This is a genomic window from Bacillus yapensis (genome assembly GCF_005280205.1).
GTDB lineage: Bacteria > Bacillota > Bacilli > Bacillales > Cytobacillaceae > Robertmurraya > Robertmurraya yapensis.
The window spans coordinates 1-20,283 of the sequence record NZ_SUND01000002.1 but is presented as its reverse complement, the minus strand read 5'-3'; the positions used below and the strand labels follow the sequence as shown (position 1 = coordinate 20,283).

21 protein-coding genes and 1 other annotated feature are annotated in these 20,283 nt (G+C 37.0%); of the genes, 1 reads left to right on the top strand and 20 read right to left on the bottom strand.

The annotated features are described in order from the left end of the window. Window positions 1–190: 190 nt before the first annotated feature. From FAR12_RS02460 to murG, 20 genes are all read right to left on the bottom strand, one after another. On the bottom strand, window positions 191–481 hold the full coding sequence (locus tag FAR12_RS02460) for a hypothetical protein (protein WP_126405812.1): 291 nt from the start codon (window positions 479–481) through the stop codon (window positions 191–193). 158 nt (window positions 482–639) lie between these two features. After that, on the bottom strand, window positions 640–3,411 hold the full coding sequence (gene ileS, locus FAR12_RS02455) for an isoleucine--tRNA ligase (RefSeq protein WP_126405811.1): 2,772 nt from the start codon (window positions 3,409–3,411) through the stop codon (window positions 640–642). An 83-nt stretch (window positions 3,412–3,494) separates the two neighbouring features. Next, window positions 3,495–3,745 (bottom strand) — a binding site (T-box leader). A gap of 42 nt (window positions 3,746–3,787) precedes the next feature. Continuing rightward, the gene (locus FAR12_RS02450; RefSeq protein WP_126405810.1) at window positions 3,788–4,303 is read right to left on the bottom strand and encodes a DivIVA domain-containing protein; all 516 of its coding nucleotides are present in this window, start codon (window positions 4,301–4,303) and stop codon (window positions 3,788–3,790) included. 116 nt (window positions 4,304–4,419) lie between these two features. After that, on the bottom strand, window positions 4,420–5,193 hold the full coding sequence (locus FAR12_RS02445; protein ID WP_126405809.1) for a YlmH family RNA-binding protein: 774 nt from the start codon (window positions 5,191–5,193) through the stop codon (window positions 4,420–4,422). A gap of 85 nt (window positions 5,194–5,278) precedes the next feature. After that, window positions 5,279–5,542 (bottom strand): YggT family protein, encoded by a 264-nt coding sequence (locus FAR12_RS02440; protein ID WP_126405808.1) that lies wholly within the window; start codon window positions 5,540–5,542, stop codon window positions 5,279–5,281. A 6-nt stretch (window positions 5,543–5,548) separates the two neighbouring features. Next, on the bottom strand, window positions 5,549–6,007 hold the full coding sequence (locus tag FAR12_RS02435; RefSeq protein WP_126405807.1) for a cell division protein SepF: 459 nt from the start codon (window positions 6,005–6,007) through the stop codon (window positions 5,549–5,551). Between the two features lie 13 nt (window positions 6,008–6,020). Next, window positions 6,021–6,692: a YggS family pyridoxal phosphate-dependent enzyme gene (locus FAR12_RS02430; protein ID WP_126406706.1), complete on the bottom strand. Its 672-nt coding sequence runs from the start codon at window positions 6,690–6,692 to the stop codon at window positions 6,021–6,023. Between the two features lie 11 nt (window positions 6,693–6,703). Next, a complete protein-coding gene (gene pgeF, locus FAR12_RS02425) occupies window positions 6,704–7,516 on the bottom strand; it encodes a peptidoglycan editing factor PgeF (protein WP_126405806.1) in 813 nt (270 codons plus the stop codon). Window positions 7,517–7,592: 76 nt separating this feature from the next. Further along, a complete protein-coding gene (locus FAR12_RS02420; RefSeq protein WP_126405805.1) occupies window positions 7,593–7,856 on the bottom strand; it encodes a YlmC/YmxH family sporulation protein in 264 nt (87 codons plus the stop codon). 178 nt (window positions 7,857–8,034) lie between these two features. After that, window positions 8,035–8,814 (bottom strand): RNA polymerase sporulation sigma factor SigG, encoded by a 780-nt coding sequence (sigG, locus tag FAR12_RS02415; protein ID WP_126405804.1) that lies wholly within the window; start codon window positions 8,812–8,814, stop codon window positions 8,035–8,037. A 166-nt stretch (window positions 8,815–8,980) separates the two neighbouring features. After that, entirely contained in the window at window positions 8,981–9,700 is a 720-nt protein-coding gene (gene sigE, locus FAR12_RS02410) for an RNA polymerase sporulation sigma factor SigE (RefSeq protein ID WP_126405802.1), read from the bottom strand. Between the two features lie 153 nt (window positions 9,701–9,853). Further along, entirely contained in the window at window positions 9,854–10,786 is a 933-nt protein-coding gene (spoIIGA, locus tag FAR12_RS02405; RefSeq protein WP_126405800.1) for a sigma-E processing peptidase SpoIIGA, read from the bottom strand. A gap of 265 nt (window positions 10,787–11,051) precedes the next feature. Continuing rightward, window positions 11,052–12,194 (bottom strand): cell division protein FtsZ, encoded by a 1,143-nt coding sequence (gene ftsZ, locus FAR12_RS02400; RefSeq protein ID WP_126405798.1) that lies wholly within the window; start codon window positions 12,192–12,194, stop codon window positions 11,052–11,054. A 130-nt stretch (window positions 12,195–12,324) separates the two neighbouring features. Continuing rightward, window positions 12,325–13,614 (bottom strand): cell division protein FtsA, encoded by a 1,290-nt coding sequence (gene ftsA, locus FAR12_RS02395; protein ID WP_126406704.1) that lies wholly within the window; start codon window positions 13,612–13,614, stop codon window positions 12,325–12,327. A 282-nt stretch (window positions 13,615–13,896) separates the two neighbouring features. Continuing rightward, window positions 13,897–14,238 carry a small basic family protein gene (locus FAR12_RS02390; protein WP_126405796.1) on the bottom strand — a complete coding sequence of 114 codons (342 nt, stop codon included), beginning with the start codon at window positions 14,236–14,238 and terminating at the stop codon, window positions 13,897–13,899. A gap of 2 nt (window positions 14,239–14,240) precedes the next feature. After that, window positions 14,241–14,969: a DUF881 domain-containing protein gene (locus FAR12_RS02385; RefSeq protein WP_126405794.1), complete on the bottom strand. Its 729-nt coding sequence runs from the start codon at window positions 14,967–14,969 to the stop codon at window positions 14,241–14,243. A gap of 58 nt (window positions 14,970–15,027) precedes the next feature. Beyond that, window positions 15,028–15,726, bottom strand: a complete 699-nt coding sequence (locus tag FAR12_RS02380; RefSeq protein WP_126405793.1) for a DUF881 domain-containing protein — start codon at window positions 15,724–15,726, stop codon at window positions 15,028–15,030. Next, window positions 15,704–16,489 (bottom strand): cell division protein FtsQ/DivIB, encoded by a 786-nt coding sequence (locus FAR12_RS02375; protein ID WP_126405791.1) that lies wholly within the window; start codon window positions 16,487–16,489, stop codon window positions 15,704–15,706. Before FAR12_RS02375 ends, FAR12_RS02380 begins: the two co-directional genes overlap by 23 nt. Before the next feature lie 228 nt (window positions 16,490–16,717). Next, the gene (gene murB / locus FAR12_RS02370; RefSeq protein ID WP_126405789.1) at window positions 16,718–17,626 is read right to left on the bottom strand and encodes a UDP-N-acetylmuramate dehydrogenase; all 909 of its coding nucleotides are present in this window, start codon (window positions 17,624–17,626) and stop codon (window positions 16,718–16,720) included. A 161-nt stretch (window positions 17,627–17,787) separates the two neighbouring features. Continuing rightward, complete coding sequence (murG, locus tag FAR12_RS02365; protein ID WP_126405787.1) at window positions 17,788–18,885, bottom strand: undecaprenyldiphospho-muramoylpentapeptide beta-N-acetylglucosaminyltransferase; 1,098 nt, start codon at window positions 18,883–18,885, stop codon at window positions 17,788–17,790. 713 nt (window positions 18,886–19,598) lie between these two features. On the opposite strand from murG, the gene FAR12_RS02360 reads away from it, so the two are divergent. After that, on the top strand, window positions 19,599–20,283 hold a 685-nt coding region (locus tag FAR12_RS02360; RefSeq protein WP_137298122.1), incomplete at its 3' end, for a transposase.

Here is a 20,283-nt window from a genome sequence, read left to right as displayed (position 1 = left end):
TTTTAGCATACTACCTGTAAAAACGATAGCATTAGGGATGGCTCTTTTCGAAACGGTTGAAGTGTAACAAGAAAATTGAGAATGATTAAAGCCGTTTTCATTAAATTTTTCGAAAAGATGCCCCGAAGTCAAAAAACTAAACATAAATCCTCACTAATACGAAAAACTACAATCTGTGTGAAAAATATCCTCAAGTAAAGATCGGCTTACAATAATACTTGGTTATTTCATCAACGTCTTCCATGGATTGAATCGTTGGAACAATGGCTAAATAATCTGTTGGAATTAGCTCTCCAGAAATTTCACATAAACCGAAGCTTCCATTTTCGAGCTTTTCCATCGATTTCTCAACATCCTTTAACTCTTCCTCAATTAAGGGCTTAACAAGCGGTGAACAGTTATTATTTTCAAGACTATCTTGTAATTCTTTTTTCATTGTACGGAGTTCTGAATAGAGCTTCTTTTTCGTAAATGCTTCCATATCTAAACCTCCGTTTTATCTTATTTTCCCTTATTATTTCCCTAGTGCATTTTCTGACACAGACAAACATTTAACAGAGAGAACAAGCATTAACGGAGTTGGAATATATCACTATAAAAGAAAAAACTCTCCGAGAATAATCTCGAAGAGTCTTAACTTTAGGCTAAATGACTGTAATTTTCTTTTACGACTTCTGCACAGCGCGGGCAAAGTGTTGGATGGTCATGATCATGGCCAACCTCTGGTGTTACAACCCAACAACGCTCACATGTTTCGCCTTCTGCTTTGGAAACAACGATTGCTGCAGTTTCTAATTTTACCGCTTCCTCAGGTGCCTGATCATATGAACCAGCAACTTCAAAACCAGAAACAATAAATAACTGCTGTAAGTTCTCTGAAATGGAATCTAATAATTCTTTTGTTGGTCCATTTACATACAGGCTCACTTTAGCAGATAGAGATTTACCAATGACTTTCGCATTTCTCGCTTCCTCTAGAGCCTTAAGGATATCATCGCGAAGCGTCATGAACTTAGTCCACTTTTCTACTAATTTCTCACCATTTGCTAACTCCACGTACTCAGGCATATCTGTTAATTGAACACTTGCCTCTTTCGCATCTGGAATAAAGCTCCAAACCTCGTCTGCAGTATGCGAAAGGATTGGTGATAATAATTTAGTTAGGGCGATTAAGGATTCATAAAGAACTGTTTGAATCGCGCGACGGTCTTGGTGATCAGCGCCTTCGATGTAAAGAACATCCTTTGCAAAATCTAAATAGAAAGCACTTAAATCTAAAGTACAGAAATTATTGACTGCATGATAAATGGATGCAAACTCATAATTTTCGTATGCGTTGCGAACATTTTTAATCAATTCATTTAATTTTACTAAAACAAATTGGTCCACTTCTCTTAGGTTTTCATACGCAACTTTATTTTCACTTGGATTAAAGTCTTCCAAGTTTCCAAGTAAGAAACGGAACGTGTTACGGATTTTACGATACACCTCAGCTACTTGCTTTAGAATCGCATCAGATACTCTAACATCTGACTGATAATCAACAGAAGCTACCCATAATCGTAAAATATCGGCACCTAGCTGATCCATTACCTTAGCTGGGACTACGACGTTTCCAATTGACTTACTCATTTTACGTCCTTCACCATCTAATGCAAAACCGTGGCTTAAAACGCCCTTATATGGAGCCTTTCCAGTAACAGCTACCCCAGTTGATAAAGAAGAGTTAAACCATCCACGATATTGGTCTGAACCCTCTAAATACAGGTCAGCTGGACGCTGAAGGTCTTCACGCTCTTCAAGTACTGCTTGATGCGAAGAACCTGAGTCAAACCAAACATCCATGATGTCTGTTTCTTTAGTGAAGATTCCATTTGGACTTGATTCATGCGTAAAGCCTGCTGGTAGTAAGTCTTTTGCTTCACGTTCAAACCAAATATTTGAACCATGTTCGCGGAACAAGTTTGATACATGATTGATTGTTTCATCCGTAATAATAGGTTCTCCGTTTTCCGCATAAAATACAGGAATCGGAACACCCCAGACACGCTGACGAGAAATACACCAGTCCCCACGGTCTCTTACCATATTAAAGAGTCTTGTTTCTCCCCATGCAGGCACCCATTTTGTTTCTTTAATTGCTTGTAGAAGGTCCTCACGGAAATCTTTAATAGATGCAAACCATTGAGCAGTCGCACGGAAAATAACTGGTTTCTTTGTTCTCCAATCGTGTGGATAAGAGTGCGTGATAAATTGTAGCTTTAATAAAGCACCAACTTCTTGAAGCTTTTCTGTGATTGGTTTATTCGCTGTATCATAGAATAAGCCTTCAAAGCCTTCTGCTTCATTTGTAAAGCAGCCTTTATCATCTACTGGACTTAATACATCAAGACCATATTTTTGACCAACTAAGAAGTCATCTTCCCCGTGACCAGGAGCTGTATGAACACAACCTGTACCAGCATCTGTCGTTACATGTTCTCCTAGCATTACTAGAGAATCACGACCATATAGCGGATGCTTTGCAATAATATATTCTAATTCTGAACCTTGAACTGTCTTAATAACAGATGGATTTTCCCATCCTAATTCATTTGTTACTGATTCTAACAAATCTTTTGCAATCACGAATTTTTTGCCTGAAGCTTCAACTACAACATAGCTTAAGTCACCATGAACAGTGATTCCTAAGTTCGCTGGAATTGTCCAAGGCGTTGTAGTCCAGATAATAAATTGAGTATCTGTATCTAATACTCCTTTTCCATCTTTCACGTCAAAAGCAACGTAGATTGACGCAGATTTCTTATCTTGGTACTCGATTTCAGCTTCTGCAAGAGCAGATTCACTTGAAGGGGACCAATATACTGGCTTTAAGCCTTTATAGATATAACCCTTTTTAGCCATTTCACCAAACACTTTAATTTGTTGTGCTTCATATTCTGGCTTTAAAGTAATATATGGATTTTCCCAATCTCCTCTAACACCTAAGCGTTTAAATTGAGATCTCTGATTATCAATTTGTTGATAAGCATATTCTTCACACAGTTTGCGGAATTCAGCAACAGTTAGCTCCTTACGCTTAACACCTTTATTCGTAAGCGCCTGCTCGATTGGTAATCCATGTGTATCCCAACCTGGTACATACGGTGCTTGGAAGCCACTCATGGACTTATAGCGTACGATAAAATCCTTAAGAATCTTATTTAACGCGTGGCCCATGTGGATATCCCCATTTGCGTATGGAGGACCATCGTGTAATACAAACAACGGGCGTCCCTGTGTTCTTTCCTGTACAGCTTTATAAATATCCATTTCATTCCATTTTTCTTGAATTTCAGGTTCCCTCTTTGGAAGGTTTCCTCGCATTGGAAATTCAGTTTTTGGCATTAACAATGTGTCTTTGTATTCCATTATTCTTTCCTCCTAAAAAACTCCATTACCACTCATCATACATTATAGGCTAATAAAAACACAAAAAACCTTCTCATCCCCATAAAAGGGACGAGAAGGTTTTAACTCCCGCGGTACCACCCTTGTAGATAGAATAAATCTATCCGCTCAAAGAATTCGTAACGTGAATGACTCGCCTTAGCCTACTCAGACAAGAAGTAAAAACCACTTGTTCTATGTTCAACTAGGTACTCAAGGGTGATTTTCCAATCTTCTACCTACGCCGAACTTCCACCATCTTCGGCTCGCTACAGTAAGTTCTAGAATCTTGTACTGTCCCTCTCATTGTATGAATTATGTTTTATTTACGTATTATATGACGTTCTAACGCTATGCGTCAAGCCATTGTGTCTTCTTGTTCAGCAGATTTTAATTCTGTTGTATCAACTTCGTATTCAAGCAAATGGTCCCAATCATCATTATTTAAAAGATCCAATTGGGCTTCAATGAGCATTTTGAATCGAGTTTTGAAGACTTTAGATTGTTTCTTCAAATCTTCAATTTCAAGGGCAATCTTTCTTGCCTTAGATAAAGATTCATTTACAATTCGGTCGGCATTTTTTTCAGCTTCACGAATAATTAATTTCGCTTCTTTTTGTGCATTACGCTTTACTTCTTCCCCTGCTTCTTGGGCAATAACAATTGATTTATTAAGTGTGTCTTCAATATTAGAGAAATGACCTAGACGAGCATTGACGTCGCTTAATTTTTCCTCTAACTCTTTTTTCTCGCGAATAATTAATTCGTAATCTTTAATAACCTGGTCTAAAAATTCATTTACCTCATCTTCATCATAACCACGGAATCCTTTTGTGAATTCCTTGTTATGTATATCTAAAGGTGTTAATGGCATGAAGGCCACCTCCATATTTTAGTAAAATATTTATGTATTGATAGTTGATATAACCAACTATTCGACATTTATTTCGTTTTTCCTGCATGATTCCAATAATTTTTCTCAAAACCGACTTATTTCTGTTTTCCAGCAATAATCCGGATCTTGTCCTTTTTTGTTCTTCCTTCGATAGAAATAATCTTCGAACGACCAAAGCCTCTAACAGATATCATATCAGCTACATCACAATCAAAAGCAGGATTTTCAATGGTTGTCCAATTCACTTTCACTCGACCAGCTCTTATATATTCCTGCGACCTTTGTCGAGAGATGTTAAGAAGTGCTGACATAATGGTATCTAATCGGAGCGAAGAAACGGTTGTACTTATTTCCTGCCAGCTATCATGAATGTAAAGCCCTTCCTCTAAGGGAATCTCTTTTAGTGAAATGGACGAACGGCCAATATGTGTAAGCTGCATTCGGATATAATCGCTTATTTCTTTCCCGACAAGAAATTGAACTCGGTCGTTTTGAATAATGATATCTCCAAATTTCCCTCTTTTAAGGCCAAGCCCCATAAGGCTTCCTAATACTTGCGGATGTTCTATCGTGATGAATTTCGTTGCATATTCAATCTCGAACAATTGAATATTAAAATCATCCTTCTCAACATTTAAATAGTCTGGGTAAATCAACGCCCTCTTCCGCTCGTTTTCCTCCAAGCCTCCAAAAAAAGCAACTTTTATTTCAGACCCAGTGCCAATGATGGTTTTTATAATTTGCTGTTCCCTCGGATCCAAGAAATCGGTTAGCTTTGGAGAATAGGAATTCTCCACAAAATCCTTCCATTGAAGCACTTGGTCGATAAATTCTCGCTCTTCCGGTCGGAAATGCTGATAAATATTCATGTAATCACCTTATGCTAGTAGCTAAATTCAAAAAGGAAAAAAAAGGGGAAAACAATCCTACCCCTTTTCCATCAAAAGATCTCCATTATGCGATCCATTGGTATAACTGTCCTAATCCAGATGTCGCAAAACGTAAAACTAAGATTGCGACAATTGGAGAAATATCAATCATCCCTAAAGGCGGTATGATTCGGCGAAAAGGATCCAAATATGGTTCACAAATTCTCGCTAGAAATTGTCCAATCACTGATTCTCTTGCATTTGGAAACCATGAAAGCAAAATGTAAATAATCAGAGCCCATGAGTAATACTGGAGCAAATTAACTAATATCGTAAATATCAATAACATGTAGCCCTACCACCTCGAATCTTCATATTCAGTTTCTTGTAGAATTTGCGAAATTGTTCCTGAAACCTCAACATTATCAGGTGTGCAAAGGAAAATATCTGTTCCAATCTTTTGGATGTCTCCCCCAACAGCATATACAGTACCACTCAAAAAGTCGACAATACGCTTTGCTTGATCTCGATCAATTCTTTGCAGATTCACAACGACAGCACGACGATTTTTCAATTGATCTGCAATATCCTGTGCCTCTGCGTAAACACGTGGCTCCACCAAAACAACCTTAGAACCTGATGATTTCTGGACACTTTGAAGGCTGACAACATTTTGTTTCTGTGTTGTAGCACTCGTAGGTTGGTACTTTTGAGAACGAGCAGGTGGTGCTACTTCTTCTTCATAACCTTCCTCTTCATAGTCATATTCATCGTCTAAGAAAAAAAATGTTTTTATTTTTGATTTAATACTCATTATTCACACCTCTTTATTCACCGACTAATGCGGTTCCGATTCGAATCATCGTTGCACCTTCTTCAATGGCAATAGCAAAATCATTGGACATTCCCATTGATAGCTCATGACACGGTGCAAAATCTAGATGAAGTTCTTGAATACTCTCCTGTAGTGCTTTAACAGTTCTAAAGCAATTTCTTAAAATCATTTCGTCATTTGTAAAAGGAGCCATTGTCATTAATCCAACCACTCGTATATTTGAAAAATCTTGTAGTTCTTTTACGAATCGGATTACCTCTTCTGGAGCTAAACCGTGCTTTGACTCCTCTTCAGAGGTCTTTACCTGAATAAAACAGTTAATTGTACGATTAGCACGTTTATTAATTTCTGCCGCAAGGGATAATCGATCTAGGGAATGTATGTAGTCGACCTTATCGATGATGTTTTTTACTTTTCTCGTTTGCAAGGTACCGATAAAGTGCCATCTTGGCTTGTCCTTAAGAACTTCCCATTTAGCGTTTAATCCTTCTTCACGATTTTCTCCCAAATCCGTAATTCCAGCATCAACCGCCTCTTTGGCTCTTTCAATCGTGACATATTTCGTAACCGCAATGATAGTTATTTCATTTGGATTCCGATTTGCCTTCTTGCAAGCTTCGTTTAATTGTTCATTTATATGTGTAAGATTGTCTGTCACTTGCATTGTAACTTGTGCTAATCCTCCTTCCAACCAATAAAGCTCATCATCCGACCTGTATTTCCTTTATCACGTCTATGTGAGAAAAATTGGTCACTATGGCAGCTAGTGCAGAAATTTGTCACTTGAATATTTTCCTCTGGAATTCCTGCCTTAATTAAAATCAATCGATTGAGCTCTTTCAAATTCAAATAGTATTGATTACCATTTATTAAATTATATGGTTTTTCTTCGACATCTTCTAGTATTTTATGAACTAATTCTATCACGCGATCATCAACAATATAACAATTTTCGCAAATTGATGGGCCGATCACAACAAAAATGTCATCTGGACTCACTTGTTCCCCTTGAAACACATTCACCATTTCTTTACCGATGCCATGGACTGTCCCTTTCCAGCCAGCATGTGCTACCCCAATTGCATGTTGTTTTGGAGCGTAAAAGTAAAGAGGAACACAGTCGGCATAACACAATGTTAGCAACACCCCAGACTCTTTCGTGAAGAATCCATCGGTGTCCTTAAAGGAATCTTCATACACGGTTGCTCCAATGCCTCGCTCGTCACGGTTCACTTTTGCTATCTTGATTCCATGAGTCTGCTCAGCTCCTACCCAGTTTTGAATGGGGAAATGAAGCAGGTCGCCAATCAATTCTCGATTTTGACAAACTGATTTGGATTCATCCTGAACGTGAAATCCTATGTTTAAAGAAGAAAATGCCTCACGGCTCATTCCGCCATTTTTTGTGGTAAATCCGGCCACAAGAGAGTCTTTGTTCCATCCATCAATGAGAAAAAATTGTTCATTCTTTAAAATGAATGGTTCCATTTTCATTACCTCTTAAGCGTTTTTATTTAGTTTAACACGAAAAGCGCAGTAGGTCACAGTATATTAGGAAAAATTCTTACTCGGGCAAGTACTTTAACTCTGGGACATCATTATAACGAACTAAAATGACATCCTCTCCAATTTTCAAAATATTTTTCCAAGAAATAGTTACTTCATCTTCTTTACCAAATAGGCCTAATACTCTCCCTGAACCTACGATAATAATCGATTCAATTCTGCCTGTTTTTAGGTTAATATCAATGTCTCCAATATTCCCAAGTTTTTTTCCATCTGATATATTCACAACGTCTTTCATCTGAAATTCTGAAATTCTTACCATACAAATCAACTCCTACGGTTTCTCTTATTATTTATATGAGTTGAGATAGGAGAAAAATGAATAGTAGTTGGAAAAGTTGATTTTCCACTCCAAATGCTTGATATCTTTTTATCCTAAAAAGGCCTGTAGACACTCTTATTAAATGTCTACAGACTTAAAAAGCTGCCGATTTGGCAGCTTAGCTTTGTATGTTTTTATTCATTTGTTTGATGGCAGCTTTTTCTAGCCGAGATACTTGAGCTTGAGAAATCCCGATTTCTTCGGCCACTTCCATTTGGGTTTTTCCTTGGAAAAACCGCTTCCTTAAGATAAGCTTTTCTCTTTCATTTAGGCGACGCATTCCTTCTTTTAAAGCAATTTCCTCAATCCATTGGATATCCTTATTTCGCTCGTCACTTAACTGGTCCATTACATAGATCGGGTCTCCTCCATCATTATAGATGGGTTCAAACAATGAAACTGGATCTTGGATGGCATCTAAAGCAAAAACGATTTCCTCATGAGGTACATCAAGCACCTTCGCAATTTCTGCTGCTGTTGGTTCCTTCGAAGTTTCACTCATTAATTTTTCCCTTACTTGCAGGGCTTTATAGGCTATATCTCTTAATGAACGTGAAACACGGATTGGATTGTTATCTCTTAAATAACGTCGAATTTCTCCAATAATCATCGGAACAGCATACGTAGAAAACTTTACATTTTGACCTAAATCAAAGTTATCAATTGATTTCATTAGACCTATACAACCAACCTGGAACAGGTCATCCACAAACTCGCCCCTATTGTTAAAACGCTGTATTACGCTTAATACTAAACGTAAATTCCCATTAACGAGTTTTTCACGTGCAGACGTGTCTCCGCTCTGCATTTGCTTAAAGAGCTTTCGCATTTCTTCATTTTTAAGCACCGGGAGCTTAGATGTATCCACACCGCAAATTTCAACCTTATTTCGAGTCAATTCTTTTCCCTCCTCACAGGAGCTGCTGTACAAAAAACAGTATCTCCTTGAGAAGGAAAAATATGCACCTCGATACGAGTCATAGCTGTCGAAATTTGTCATGAATAGTCATGAAAACTAGTGGACATTGGATTTTTTCACCGATAAATTTTTTTCGTCCATGCGACTAGACCATTTTATTAAACTCCTTTTTTAGTCGCTTAATAATTCTCTTTTCTAGGCGAGAAATATAAGACTGAGAAATACCCAGCATATCCGCCACATCCTTTTGTGTTTTTTCTTCTCCATTCCCAAGACCAAACCGCAGTTCCATAATTTGCTTTTCACGGTCGGATAATTGGTGGAGAGCATTCAAGAGAAGCTTTTTATCAACAGTCGCCTCAAGATTTTTTGTAATAATATCTTCCTCTGTCCCTAATACATCAGAGAGCAAAAGCTCATTTCCATCCCAATCAATATTCAATGGCTCATCAAAGGATACTTCAGACCTTATTTTATTATTTCTTCTTAAGTACATAAGAATCTCATTTTCGATACATCTCGATGCATATGTAGCTAATTTTATTTTCTTTTCCGGGTTGAACGTATTAACCGCCTTAATGAGGCCGATTGTTCCAATACTGATTAAATCCTCAATATTGATACCTGTATTTTCAAATTTCCTAGCGATGTATACAACAAGCCGAAGATTTCGTTCAATTAGGATAGACCGTGCTGCCTTATCTCCCTGAGGAAGTTTTTGCAATAATATTTCTTCTTCTTCCTTCGTCAAAGGAGGAGGGAGTGCTTCGCTTCCACCTATATAAAAGACTTCATCTGTTTTAATTCCGAGTTTAATTAATAGTTTATACCAATAGTAGGATAAGCGAAGTTTCAAGTTTTTCATCTGTTGTCCTCCTTATAAACATGTTCATATTAGTTTGAAAAAGAGCCTAGTTTCATCAAGTTCAAAAATAGTTCATTTTAAAAACGAACAAATGATAAATGCTAATCTTGTTCGTTTTTCTCTTAATCTTCATCCATTTCTAGATTCATTCGATTAACTTACTTTGGTTGAAGTTTTACCTTTCATCCCCGTTAACATTTTCGGATGAACAATACACTCAAAGGCGTCATCCGATGATAATTGCTGAAATGTAAAAGATACTAACCCTTTTTCTACCTGCAACGCTTCCTTTCCATTGTCAATCATAATCTCGTCTGGTTTTACTGCAATAATGAGTTGATGCTCCTGTCCAACCACCTTATAAGGGATGATTCGCAGCTTAAATTCCCATTCTGAAGGAAGACGCTCCTCCCCTGATATAATACTCTCCGCTTCATTTGCTAAAATCGAAATGGCCTCTGGTATATCCGTCATCTTTTTTAACGATACGAACATGACAGGCATTTTAGAAATAGGATCATATAACCCATTACCGCTATCAATCAAACCCTTAAAGTTCATTAAAACATCGTCTATTTTTATGGAAACATCCACAATTTGATCATACTGAATCTTTGTAATCTCTATGTTTCCTATTGTTGTTTTCGAAAAATGCCAAGCGAGAGGAAATCCTAACAGTACAAACAACCAACTAATTGGATCACCAAATCCTTGAATACTTCTTAAAGCAACATTCGAAGCTAACTGAAAATCAAATTGGATGAAGTAATGAACACCTATTAATGCGCCACCAGTAAGAAAAGTGACCAAATATAGCGTCATGACACCATTTAGAAAAAAACGAAGTCGTTTGTATCCAAACACAGCCAAAATCATCAAAAAGGAAAAAAATAATTTTGTCGCCGGATGATTGGAATAGTCATTTAACGGAGTGATTGATAATAAAATAATGATTGAACCGACGATGCCTCCCATAACAAGTCTTAAATAACTGACTTTTCGTTTTAGAATGAGCGCAGTTAAATATAAAAGCAGGGTGTCGAACAGAAAGTTGAGGGCCCAAATGACATCCAAATAGATCGTCAATATCTCTCCCCCTTTTGCTTCAGGATGGGAATATACTAGATTGCATGAAGTGTATTTCTATTAATCTGTTACGAAAAAGTATAGCGCACATTTAATATGGAAGTGTGTCACTTTCTGGAATAAATTTTCACATATTCATTCGGATTTTGTCAGTTTTTCTTATTTGCGGATTGGAAACCGTGAAATGAAGTTTTTTCAGAGGAAAATAGAAGAAAAGACCATAGAAAAAAGCATGACCAAATTGGCCATGCTTTGGTTTGTTAACTTAACGTCTACGATTACGATTTCTCAAGAATGTTGGAATATCCAATGCATCCTCTTGTTGAGAAGCAGTTGTCCGTGTTGGTTCTACTACCTCTTCTTCTCTACGTACTTCGCGACGAGGAGCGCCAGCATCATATGAACTTGGCTTTGCTTGTCCGATATTTGGTCTAAAAGATTTTGCTTGTGCAACTTCTTCATTAAAACCAGTAGCGATAACTGTAACGATGATTTCATCCTTTAAGTCTTCGTTAATAACGGAACCGAATATCATATTTACTTCTTGGTCAGAAGCAGTTGCTACGATATCAGCAGCCTCTTGAACTTCATACAAGCTTAGGTTCGTTCCACCTGTAATGTTCATTAAGACACCTTGAGCTCCGTCGATAGATGTTTCAAGTAGCGGTGAAGAGATAGCCTTTTTAGCTGCTTCTGCTGCACGATTTTCTCCTGCTGAAACACCAATTCCCATAAGAGCAGAACCTTTGTTAGACATAATTGTCTTAACATCAGCAAAGTCAAGATTGATTAGACCTGGGACAGCAATCAAATCTGAGATACCTTGAACACCTTGGCGTAATACGTTATCTGCTTCTCTAAACGCTTCTAGCATTGGAGTACTCTTATCGACGATTTCTAATAATCTATCATTCGGAATCACGATTAATGTATCAACCGCTTCCTTCATAGCTTGAATTCCACCCGCTGCTTGATTAGAACGTTTTCTACCTTCAAATGTAAAAGGACGTGTTACAACACCTACTGTTAACGCGCCTAAATCACGCGCAATTTGCGCAATAACCGGTGCAGCTCCAGTACCAGTTCCGCCACCCATTCCTGCAGTAACGAACACCATGTCTGCTCCACTCAATGCTTCTTCAATCTGTTCCTTGCTTTCCTCAGCAGCTTTTTTACCTACTTCAGGATTTGCTCCAGCTCCAAGCCCTCTTGTAAGCTTTCCGCCAATTTGCATTCTTATTTCGGCTTTCGATAGATTTAAAGCCTGAGCATCTGTATTCACAGCAATAAACTCAACGCCTTGGACACCGTGTTCAATCATTCGGTTGACGGCATTATTTCCGCCCCCACCGACGCCGATTACTTTTATAGTCGCTAATGAGTCTAAATTTGTATCAAAATCCAACATGACAAATCCTCCTAATTCGTCGATATTCCTAATAGCACTATTTATCCCGTCCTCTACAAGTAGAATTTTGCTTTCTAACTTGAAAGTAATCGATAAGTTGAATTCTTATAATGTATTAAAGAGCGTTCAACTATTCAAAAAAGTAACCAAGGAATTTCTTAACTCTCGATGTTATTTTTTCTTCTGATTGTTTTTCTTGTTTTATTGTTTTTGTTTGTTGTGTTTGCTTTGGAACACGTTTCTCTTTTGGCTCATTTACCGCTAATTGAGTGCTTAAGCTTCTGCCTTGCATTTTGGCATTCTTATAAGCAAATTTGATTAACCCAACAGCAGTTGTATATTGTGGTTCACGAACACCAATATAATCAGGAATGGCAATTCGCACTCGATTTTCAAGAATGACCTGCGCCAATTCAAGAACGCCTTGCGTTTGTGCTACCCCACCGGAAAGAACGTAACCACCCGGTAAATCGTAAATACCGAGGCGCTTTATTTCGCCACAAATTAATTCAAAGATTTCTTCCATTCTCGCTTCAATAATATCAGCCACTTCAAGTTGATTGAATTGCTGATGTTGATCAGAGCCAATAATTGGAACACTAAAAACTTCTTCCTCTGAGGCATGGTCATAAAAAGCATGTCCATGCTTCAATTTTATCTTTTCTGCGTCATCCGTTGAAGTACGAAGACCGATAGATAAATCTTTTGTTATATGATCTCCGCCAATCGGGATTACACTAGTTGCCTGCAGGTGACCATTCACAAACACTGCAATTGTGGTAGAGCCACCCCCGATATCAACTAGGGTTACTCCAAGATTCTTTTCATCCTTAGATAACGCAAACGCACCTGCTGCCAAAGGTTGAAGAGTGATATCTAAAATCTCTAACCCGGCTCGTTCTACGCATCGTAATGTATTATGTAAAATCGTTTTTGATCCAGTAATAATGGTTCCTTCCATTTCAAGACGAACACCAATCATTCCTCGCGGATCCGTAATTTCATCTAATCCATCAACGATGAATTGTTTCGGGATTACATCAATAATTTCTCGTTCTGGTGGAATTGAAATTACTTGTGCCGCATCGATAACTCTTGCGACATCATCATTTGTGATTTCTCTATTCTCACTTGAGACGGCTACTACTCCATGACACGGCTGAAGAAGGACGTGATTGCCTGTTACACCTACAATCACCTGTCTTATTTCCATTCCTATCATTCTCTCAGCTTGATCTACCGCCTTTTTAATAGAATGAACGGTTTCATCTATATCAACGATAGAGCCTTTTCTTAAGCCTTCAGACTTTACGTTACCTACTCCAATAATATTTAAAGAATCATTTACCATTTCACCAATGATTACTTTTACACTGGATGTACCGATGTCAAGACTTACGTATATGTCGTTGCTGTTCATTCTCATTGGCACCTCCTCTTAACAATTCAATTTCCTGAACAACAATCAATGCAAACGAATAATTTACCTAATCTATAAAATTATTCGGCAAAGTTGATATTTTCCCTTTTAATAAATTCATTTTTTTCTAATTTTCTTTTTGAATCATTGTCAAAATAGCTCACTTCAAGTAAAAAAACGAACAGGCTATGTCAATTTGATTCAAAAAGCAATAAAATTAATTAATTCTAAATTGTTTAGCTATGTTTGTTTTTAATAAATCTTCGTACAATGTAAATTAACTCATTTAGTCGAGTTTTTAGCAATCAAAATTCTTCTAATGACCGCAATGTTTTGGAACAATCTAACTCCAAAAGCAAAAACTGCTGCTAAGTACAAGTCTACACCAAGATGAACACCTAGAAAAGCTAAACTTGCAGCTAAGATAATATTAAAGAAAAAACCTGATACAAAAACCTTCTCATCGTATATGTTTTGTAGATGAGCTCGAATCCCACCAAACAATGTATCTAGGGCAGCAAGAACTGCGATCGAAAGATAATTGGAGTATTCGTCTGGTATACTAAAATTGCTCATAAATCCTAGAAGAATTCCTACAACCAGTCCTAATACCGGAAGCCACATTTCTAACTTTCTCCTTTATCAGCTTTAACTGATTCAATATTTCTAATTCTAATCGAGTCTTCATAAGCAGGGACGGTCACACTCATCTCTGGCTCTAAAACATTTACCTTTAGATTATCAATGAAAAATTCCTCGGCTGCTTTCGAGACGACCATGCGATTATATAATTCTTGAGCATCTTCAAATGTTTCAGTAATGACTCGAATTTCAAGTGGAAAATTTTTAAGAGAACGACCATTTATTTTCGTTTCGCCAGCAATTTCTCTAATAACAGTAGTATTGATAACCCTTTGTCCGCCAATCGAAACATTTTTCGCACCATACATATTTAATTCGTTTAAAAGCCGTCTTAATAAATCTGGAGAGAGTGTATAATCAAGATGGTCTAGTAATAGTTCATCATCTAATTTTGAAATTTGAATCGTAACTCCTGGACCAGTTACATCCGTTAGGCCTGCTTCTTCTTTCAATTCATTCAACGTATTTTTCAACGCCAGCTCCTGACCTTGTTTTCGTTCAGTTTCATATTCCGCTAATTTTTGTTCATTAGCACGAATCTCTTTTATTAATCGAGCTTTCAATTCCATTTCTTCGTTTAAATCTTCTCTGAGTTGCCATGTGTCTCGCGTATCTCGAACCTCTGGTGTTTGCACAGAGCGGAATTGAATAGCTAACATTAAACCGATAATCATCGTAATAAATGTGAAACTTAATGTCTTTTTTTTGCCCACCGAATCACCTTACTTTCTATTTATGTGGACAAGGAATGGGTGATAGTTTTTATTTTCATTAAGATCCTAAAATAGGGTCAAGTACGATTTGTTGGTTCTCTTCTAACTTAAATTCAATATTCTCATTAACAAGCATGTCCTTTACGCCACCAGTAATATTAATGGCTGCAGAAAGCACCTCAGGGTCACCAATTGCTGTTATCACAAATGGTGCAGGATGAGGATTTCCATCTACCTCAATGACAGGACCATTACAAACGATATAAGAATTATGCGTTAATCTTTGTCCATTGATCGCAATAGCTGTTGCACCTGACACATATAATTCATTAATCACATTAAAGACATGGTGCTCATGTACTAAATAATTGTTGATATTTTCTTCGTTCGGATCGTACTGCCCATCTGCAAGAGTTACAGTTACACCTTTTCCTTTGACTTTCACTTTCCCAAGGAACATCCGATACTTTTCCGCATCTTCGGCAAGATTAAAAAAACCTTGTTCTTGCTCTGATAACTCTTCTTCCATTTGTAAAAGCTTCTCTTGCTTGTCAGCTAATTCTTGTTGTAGCTCTCGATTATTTTCTTCTTGAGCGATTAATTCATTCCTAAGCTCTATATCTCGTTCCCATTGACTATTTGTAATAGTATCCGATTCGTTTTCCCTAGTTAATTGATAGGAAAAAGCGATCATATAACCTAATACTAGACTAACTAACGAGAGAATGACATATTTACCCTTCAGCTTCAGTTTCATTCTCTTCCTCAGCACCTTCCACTTCAAACGCTTTAAAGAACGAACCAACCTCTAAATCAATAACACCCTTTATATTTGGATCAAGCTGGCTCACAATTGATGGATAATGAGACATTTTTTCCGCAAAGCTTCTTAGAGAAGCACTTACCTCAAAACCATCATTCATAAATAATGTAATATGAAATTTATCTGTTTCCTTCGGGGTATAATGAATTTCTGAAATAGAATTTAAAACTTCGTTTGGAATAGCTTTTAAGCCACTGATCATTTCTTCCAATGCTTCTCCTTCTGAAAAATCAACTAGAATTGGAGAATTTACTGGTATTGGTCCTTTTTGTTCACCAAGGATTTGACCATTCTCAAGTATAGCATGAAAATTCCCTTCTCTCATAATGTTTGCAATTCGTTTCCATTCGACAACCTTTATGGAAACATGATTTGGGAATGTTACCTTTAACTTCGAAGATTTTATCTCTGGGAGCTCTTTTAGCTTTTTCTCAATGTCAGCTTCATCTATTTTCCAAACATTCATCTTGTTCGTTATACCACTTCGGGAGACTAGCTCATCATCCGTATATGTATCGTTCCCATCAATACTTATCTTGTTAACATGACTAAGCGGCGATTGGAAATAAACTACACAGCTGATCAGCGCAAAAAACAGAAGCAAGAGAAATATAAGGCGCTTATTTGCCTTCCTTCGTCTTTGTTGCTTAAGCTTAGGAACACGATCCTCTAACGAAACGATCTTCCCTTTTTCCAATCCTTTCACCTCTATTTTCCCTTATGGGTAAATCTGCGTGATATCAAAGTCCTTTGATGTTTGCTCTTTCTACTATTTATGTAGATATAATACCATAAAAAGAGAAAAACAACGGCACGATATTCATGCCGTTATCCTAAATTTAATACCAAAAAAAATGATTAATCTAGTGTTAGATTATACCATAAATTTTGGTATTAGAGTTGATTTCAGATTAGGAAAATACTCCTATTTTCTACCGATAATTTCTACCTCTGTCTCCATTCTTATATGTTTTCTTTCAAAAATGGTATCTTTTACATATTGAATCAAAGCCAATACATCTTCTGCTGTAGCACCACCATCATTAACGATGAAGTTCCCATGCATATCAGAAATTTTTGCTCCTCCAATGGAATATCCTTTTAAGCCAGCCTCTTCGATTAATTGCCCAGCGTAGTTTGGCAGTGGATTTCTAAAGATACTCCCTGCACATGGTGAATCCCATGGTTGCGTGTCTTTTCGATAGTTCTTATTTTTTTTCATTTGTTCTTTAATCTTTTCACCGTCTCCTTCAGACAATTGAAACACAGCACGAACGACAATACCCGGACGTTGTTTTTGTAACACGGAGGTTCTATATGAAAATCCCATTTCCTCGTTCGATAGCCATTCGAGGTTTCCATCTTCAAATAAAATAAGGGCTTTCGTTAGAATTTTTGAGATATCTGAACCATGAGCACCGGCATTCATATACACAGCTCCACCAACAGACCCGGGAATACCACTTGCAAATTCAAGTCCAGATAACCCCTTTCTGCTAATCAATGTAGCGAGAGCTACTAAAGAGTAACCCCCATCAACCGTTACTTCTGTTCCGTCTACTTCTAAATTAGCTAGTCCAGGACCAAGCTTTATAACAATTCCTTCAATTCCTTTATCTGAAACAAGTAGATTCGATCCTCGTCCAATAGCCCGCCATTTGATTTTAGTTTTTCGGATGATTTCCATTGTTTTTTGAAGATTTTCTAGTGAAGATGGCTCAATAAAACAATCTGCTGGGCCACCAATTTTAATTGTTGTATGATTTGCGAGTGGTTCATTTTCCTTTACCTTACCCACGTTTAACTCATTCAATGTTGAAATCAGCTCGTTCATGTTGACCTCCCTTTCAAACTTGAGGTTATTGATTACTTAATATTTTCATGTCACTAATGTTTTTTGTTTTTGATTCTAATGCTCTTTTCCCAAACACCCTTACACGTTCGAGAAAAGAGCCTTACTTATAAATTATGCTTTTTTTGGTCAAAAACGACCAATCATTTTCTGCTAGTTAATTCTTTCATGACGTTGAACAGTCTTTTAGAAGCATCTTGAATCCCAAGCTCTTCAGCTGCGACTCTCATACTTGCTAATAATTTTTCATCCATCAAAATCTTATCGATTTCCTCTATTAGCTTTTTACTCGTTAACTCATTTTCCAATAGAAGTTTAGCCGCGCCTCGATCACTTAATGAGCGAGCGTTTTTTTCCTGATGATTATTCGTCACATATGGACTTGGTATAAGAATACTTGGAATACCTAATGACGTTAATTCCGCTAAAGTCGTAGCTCCAGCTCTTGAAACGGTTAAATCAATTCCCGCTAATACCTCTGGCATATTATGAATAAATGGTTTGATAATAACATTGTCCGGATTCCCAACTAGTTCAACTTCCTTTTTCACATTCTCAAAGTGAACATCACCAGTCACATATAATATTTGATAAGGCTTAGTTCCAAATTCCGAAAGTGATTTTATCACAGCTTCGTTTATTGGTCTTGCTCCTCGACTTCCACCGAAAATTAACACAGCTGGAATCCCTGGTTTAAGACCTACAGAAAGTCGGCCACGAGCTCCATCCTGTGATAGTACCTCTGAAGCACGAGGATTTCCTGTGAACACAACCTTTTCTTCTGGAAAATAAGTTTTTGCTTCATCGAAACAAATCGCAATTTTGTTCACATATCTGCTCAAGAATTTATTGGTTAATCCAGGTACGCTGTTTTGTTCGTGAATAATCGTTGGAATTCCAAGCTTCGACGCAGCGTAAACGACAGGTCCACAAACATAGCCCCCCGTACCGATGACGATATCAGCCTTAAATTCTTTCAATAGTTTCTTACTGTCAGAAACACCTTTTACAAAGCGATAAATGGTTTTCACGTTATCAAATGACAGCTTCCTTTTAAAGCCTGTAATATGTATGGATTTGAAAGGGATATTTTCCCTTGGAACAAGCTTACTTTCTAAACCTTGCTGCGTTCCAATATACAAAAATTTAGCTTCTTTATTTTCTTTTTGAATTTCTCTAATTAGGGCTAGCGCCGGATAAATATGTCCTCCGGTACCTCCTCCACTGACTACAATTCGCATGTTTTCACCTCTTAAATTTGACACCTAACCATTCTACTATATTCACCGATAATATGAGATAACAACATCATAATGTTAAATAATTTTAATGATCTCGACATGAATTTGTATTATCTTCATCATTTTACTAAAAGAACCGTGTAAAATCATCTAAAAACAGCAACCAATAGCATTATAAACACAAAGTATATATTTTAACGTTAAATGTTGCCACTGAACAACCACTTTTACATTTGTTAAAACTAGTTTTTATAATAATGTGGGTGATGAATTTATTGCAAAAAAAATAAGAGGAAAAATTCCTGCTAAATCTAGAAATTCACCTTTTTCCCTATAGATAAGCGGAATTTTTCCGTTTAAGTTATATATTTTTCATGATATTGAGACTTTTAAGGTCTTTTAGCGGAGAATCTCCGCATATTTCACCTAATATCCATTAATTTCTTAAAATAAACGGAATTACTCCGGTTAAGTGGGGACTACTTCTTGTCGAAGATCAATAAATCAACAATGAACATTATCAGAGCCTAAAAAAACAGCAAAAACAAAAAAGAAGAGGCTGGGACAAAACCCCACCTCTAAGATGAAAAAGCCGGTGAAATTTTACGACAAGTAAAATTTCACCGGCTTTGATTATTTTTAGAATAAAAATAAGGACCACTTCTGATAAAATAAAGTTACCACACCAAATTTCATCCGAAAGAAGGGTCCTTATGTTTAAAAATTATATCATGAATCAAATTGTTTTGCCTTTGGATTTAGAAGTAAAATTACAAAATAATGATATTGCCTTCCATGTCCATCATTTAGTTGAAAGTATCCCTCAAGAAGCGTTTGAACCATTTCTTCGAAATGAAGGTTGTCCTGCCTATCATCCACGCATGATGCTTAAAATTATTCTATGTGCCTACACTCAATCTGTTTTTTCCGGGCGTAAAATTGAAGCTCTATTAAAAGACAGTATCCGTATGATGTGGCTAGCTCAAGGGTATGAACCAAGCTACCGTACAATCAACCGATTTCGTGTTCAACCGGAAGTGAAAGATTTAATCCGCCAATGTTTCGTCCAATTTCGTTGTCAATTGATTGAAGAAAAACTGATCGATCAAGAAGCGATATTTATTGATGGTACAAAGATTGAAGCGAATGCGAATAAATTTACGTTTGTCTGGAAGAAAGCGATCGAGAAATTTCATCAGAGTTTAATTGATAAGTCAAACCAGTTGTACAATGAGCTACTTGATAACCAAATTATGCCTGAAATTGAGCGTGAAAGCGATGAACAACTATCATTGAAAGAACTCAATCAAATGGTTCAAAAAGTAGATGAAGTCGTAACCGAATATGATAAACAAATTGAAGCATCTTCAGACGTTACAGAACGAAAAGCCTTACGAA

Excerpts from the sequence above, each read along its gene's own strand:
- FAR12_RS02460 (WP_126405812.1), bottom strand. The coding sequence starts at position 481 with ATGGAAGCATTTACGAAAAAGAAGCTCTATTCAGAACTCCGTACAATG.
- FAR12_RS02380 (WP_126405793.1), bottom strand. The coding sequence starts at position 15,726 with ATGAAACTGAAGCTGAAGGGTAAATATGTCATTCTCTCGTTAGTTAGT.
- FAR12_RS02440 (WP_126405808.1), bottom strand. The coding sequence starts at position 5,542 with ATGTTATTGATATTTACGATATTAGTTAATTTGCTCCAGTATTACTCA.
- FAR12_RS02450 (WP_126405810.1), bottom strand. The coding sequence starts at position 4,303 with ATGCCATTAACACCTTTAGATATACATAACAAGGAATTCACAAAAGGA.
- pgeF (WP_126405806.1), bottom strand. The coding sequence starts at position 7,516 with ATGGAACCATTCATTTTAAAGAATGAACAATTTTTTCTCATTGATGGA.
- ileS (WP_126405811.1), bottom strand. The coding sequence starts at position 3,411 with ATGGAATACAAAGACACATTGTTAATGCCAAAAACTGAATTTCCAATG.
- FAR12_RS02420 (WP_126405805.1), bottom strand. The coding sequence starts at position 7,856 with ATGGTAAGAATTTCAGAATTTCAGATGAAAGACGTTGTGAATATATCA.
- FAR12_RS02390 (WP_126405796.1), bottom strand. The coding sequence starts at position 14,238 with ATGTGGCTTCCGGTATTAGGACTGGTTGTAGGAATTCTTCTAGGATTT.
- FAR12_RS02445 (WP_126405809.1), bottom strand. The coding sequence starts at position 5,193 with ATGAATATTTATCAGCATTTCCGACCGGAAGAGCGAGAATTTATCGAC.
- FAR12_RS02435 (WP_126405807.1), bottom strand. The coding sequence starts at position 6,007 with ATGAGTATTAAATCAAAAATAAAAACATTTTTTTTCTTAGACGATGAA.
- ftsZ (WP_126405798.1), bottom strand. The coding sequence starts at position 12,194 with ATGTTGGATTTTGATACAAATTTAGACTCATTAGCGACTATAAAAGTA.
- sigE (WP_126405802.1), bottom strand. The coding sequence starts at position 9,700 with ATGAAAAACTTGAAACTTCGCTTATCCTACTATTGGTATAAACTATTA.
- FAR12_RS02430 (WP_126406706.1), bottom strand. The coding sequence starts at position 6,692 with ATGCAAGTGACAGACAATCTTACACATATAAATGAACAATTAAACGAA.
- murB (WP_126405789.1), bottom strand. The coding sequence starts at position 17,626 with ATGAACGAGCTGATTTCAACATTGAATGAGTTAAACGTGGGTAAGGTA.
- ftsA (WP_126406704.1), bottom strand. The coding sequence starts at position 13,614 with ATGAACAGCAACGACATATACGTAAGTCTTGACATCGGTACATCCAGT.
- murG (WP_126405787.1), bottom strand. The coding sequence starts at position 18,885 with ATGCGAATTGTAGTCAGTGGAGGAGGTACCGGAGGACATATTTATCCG.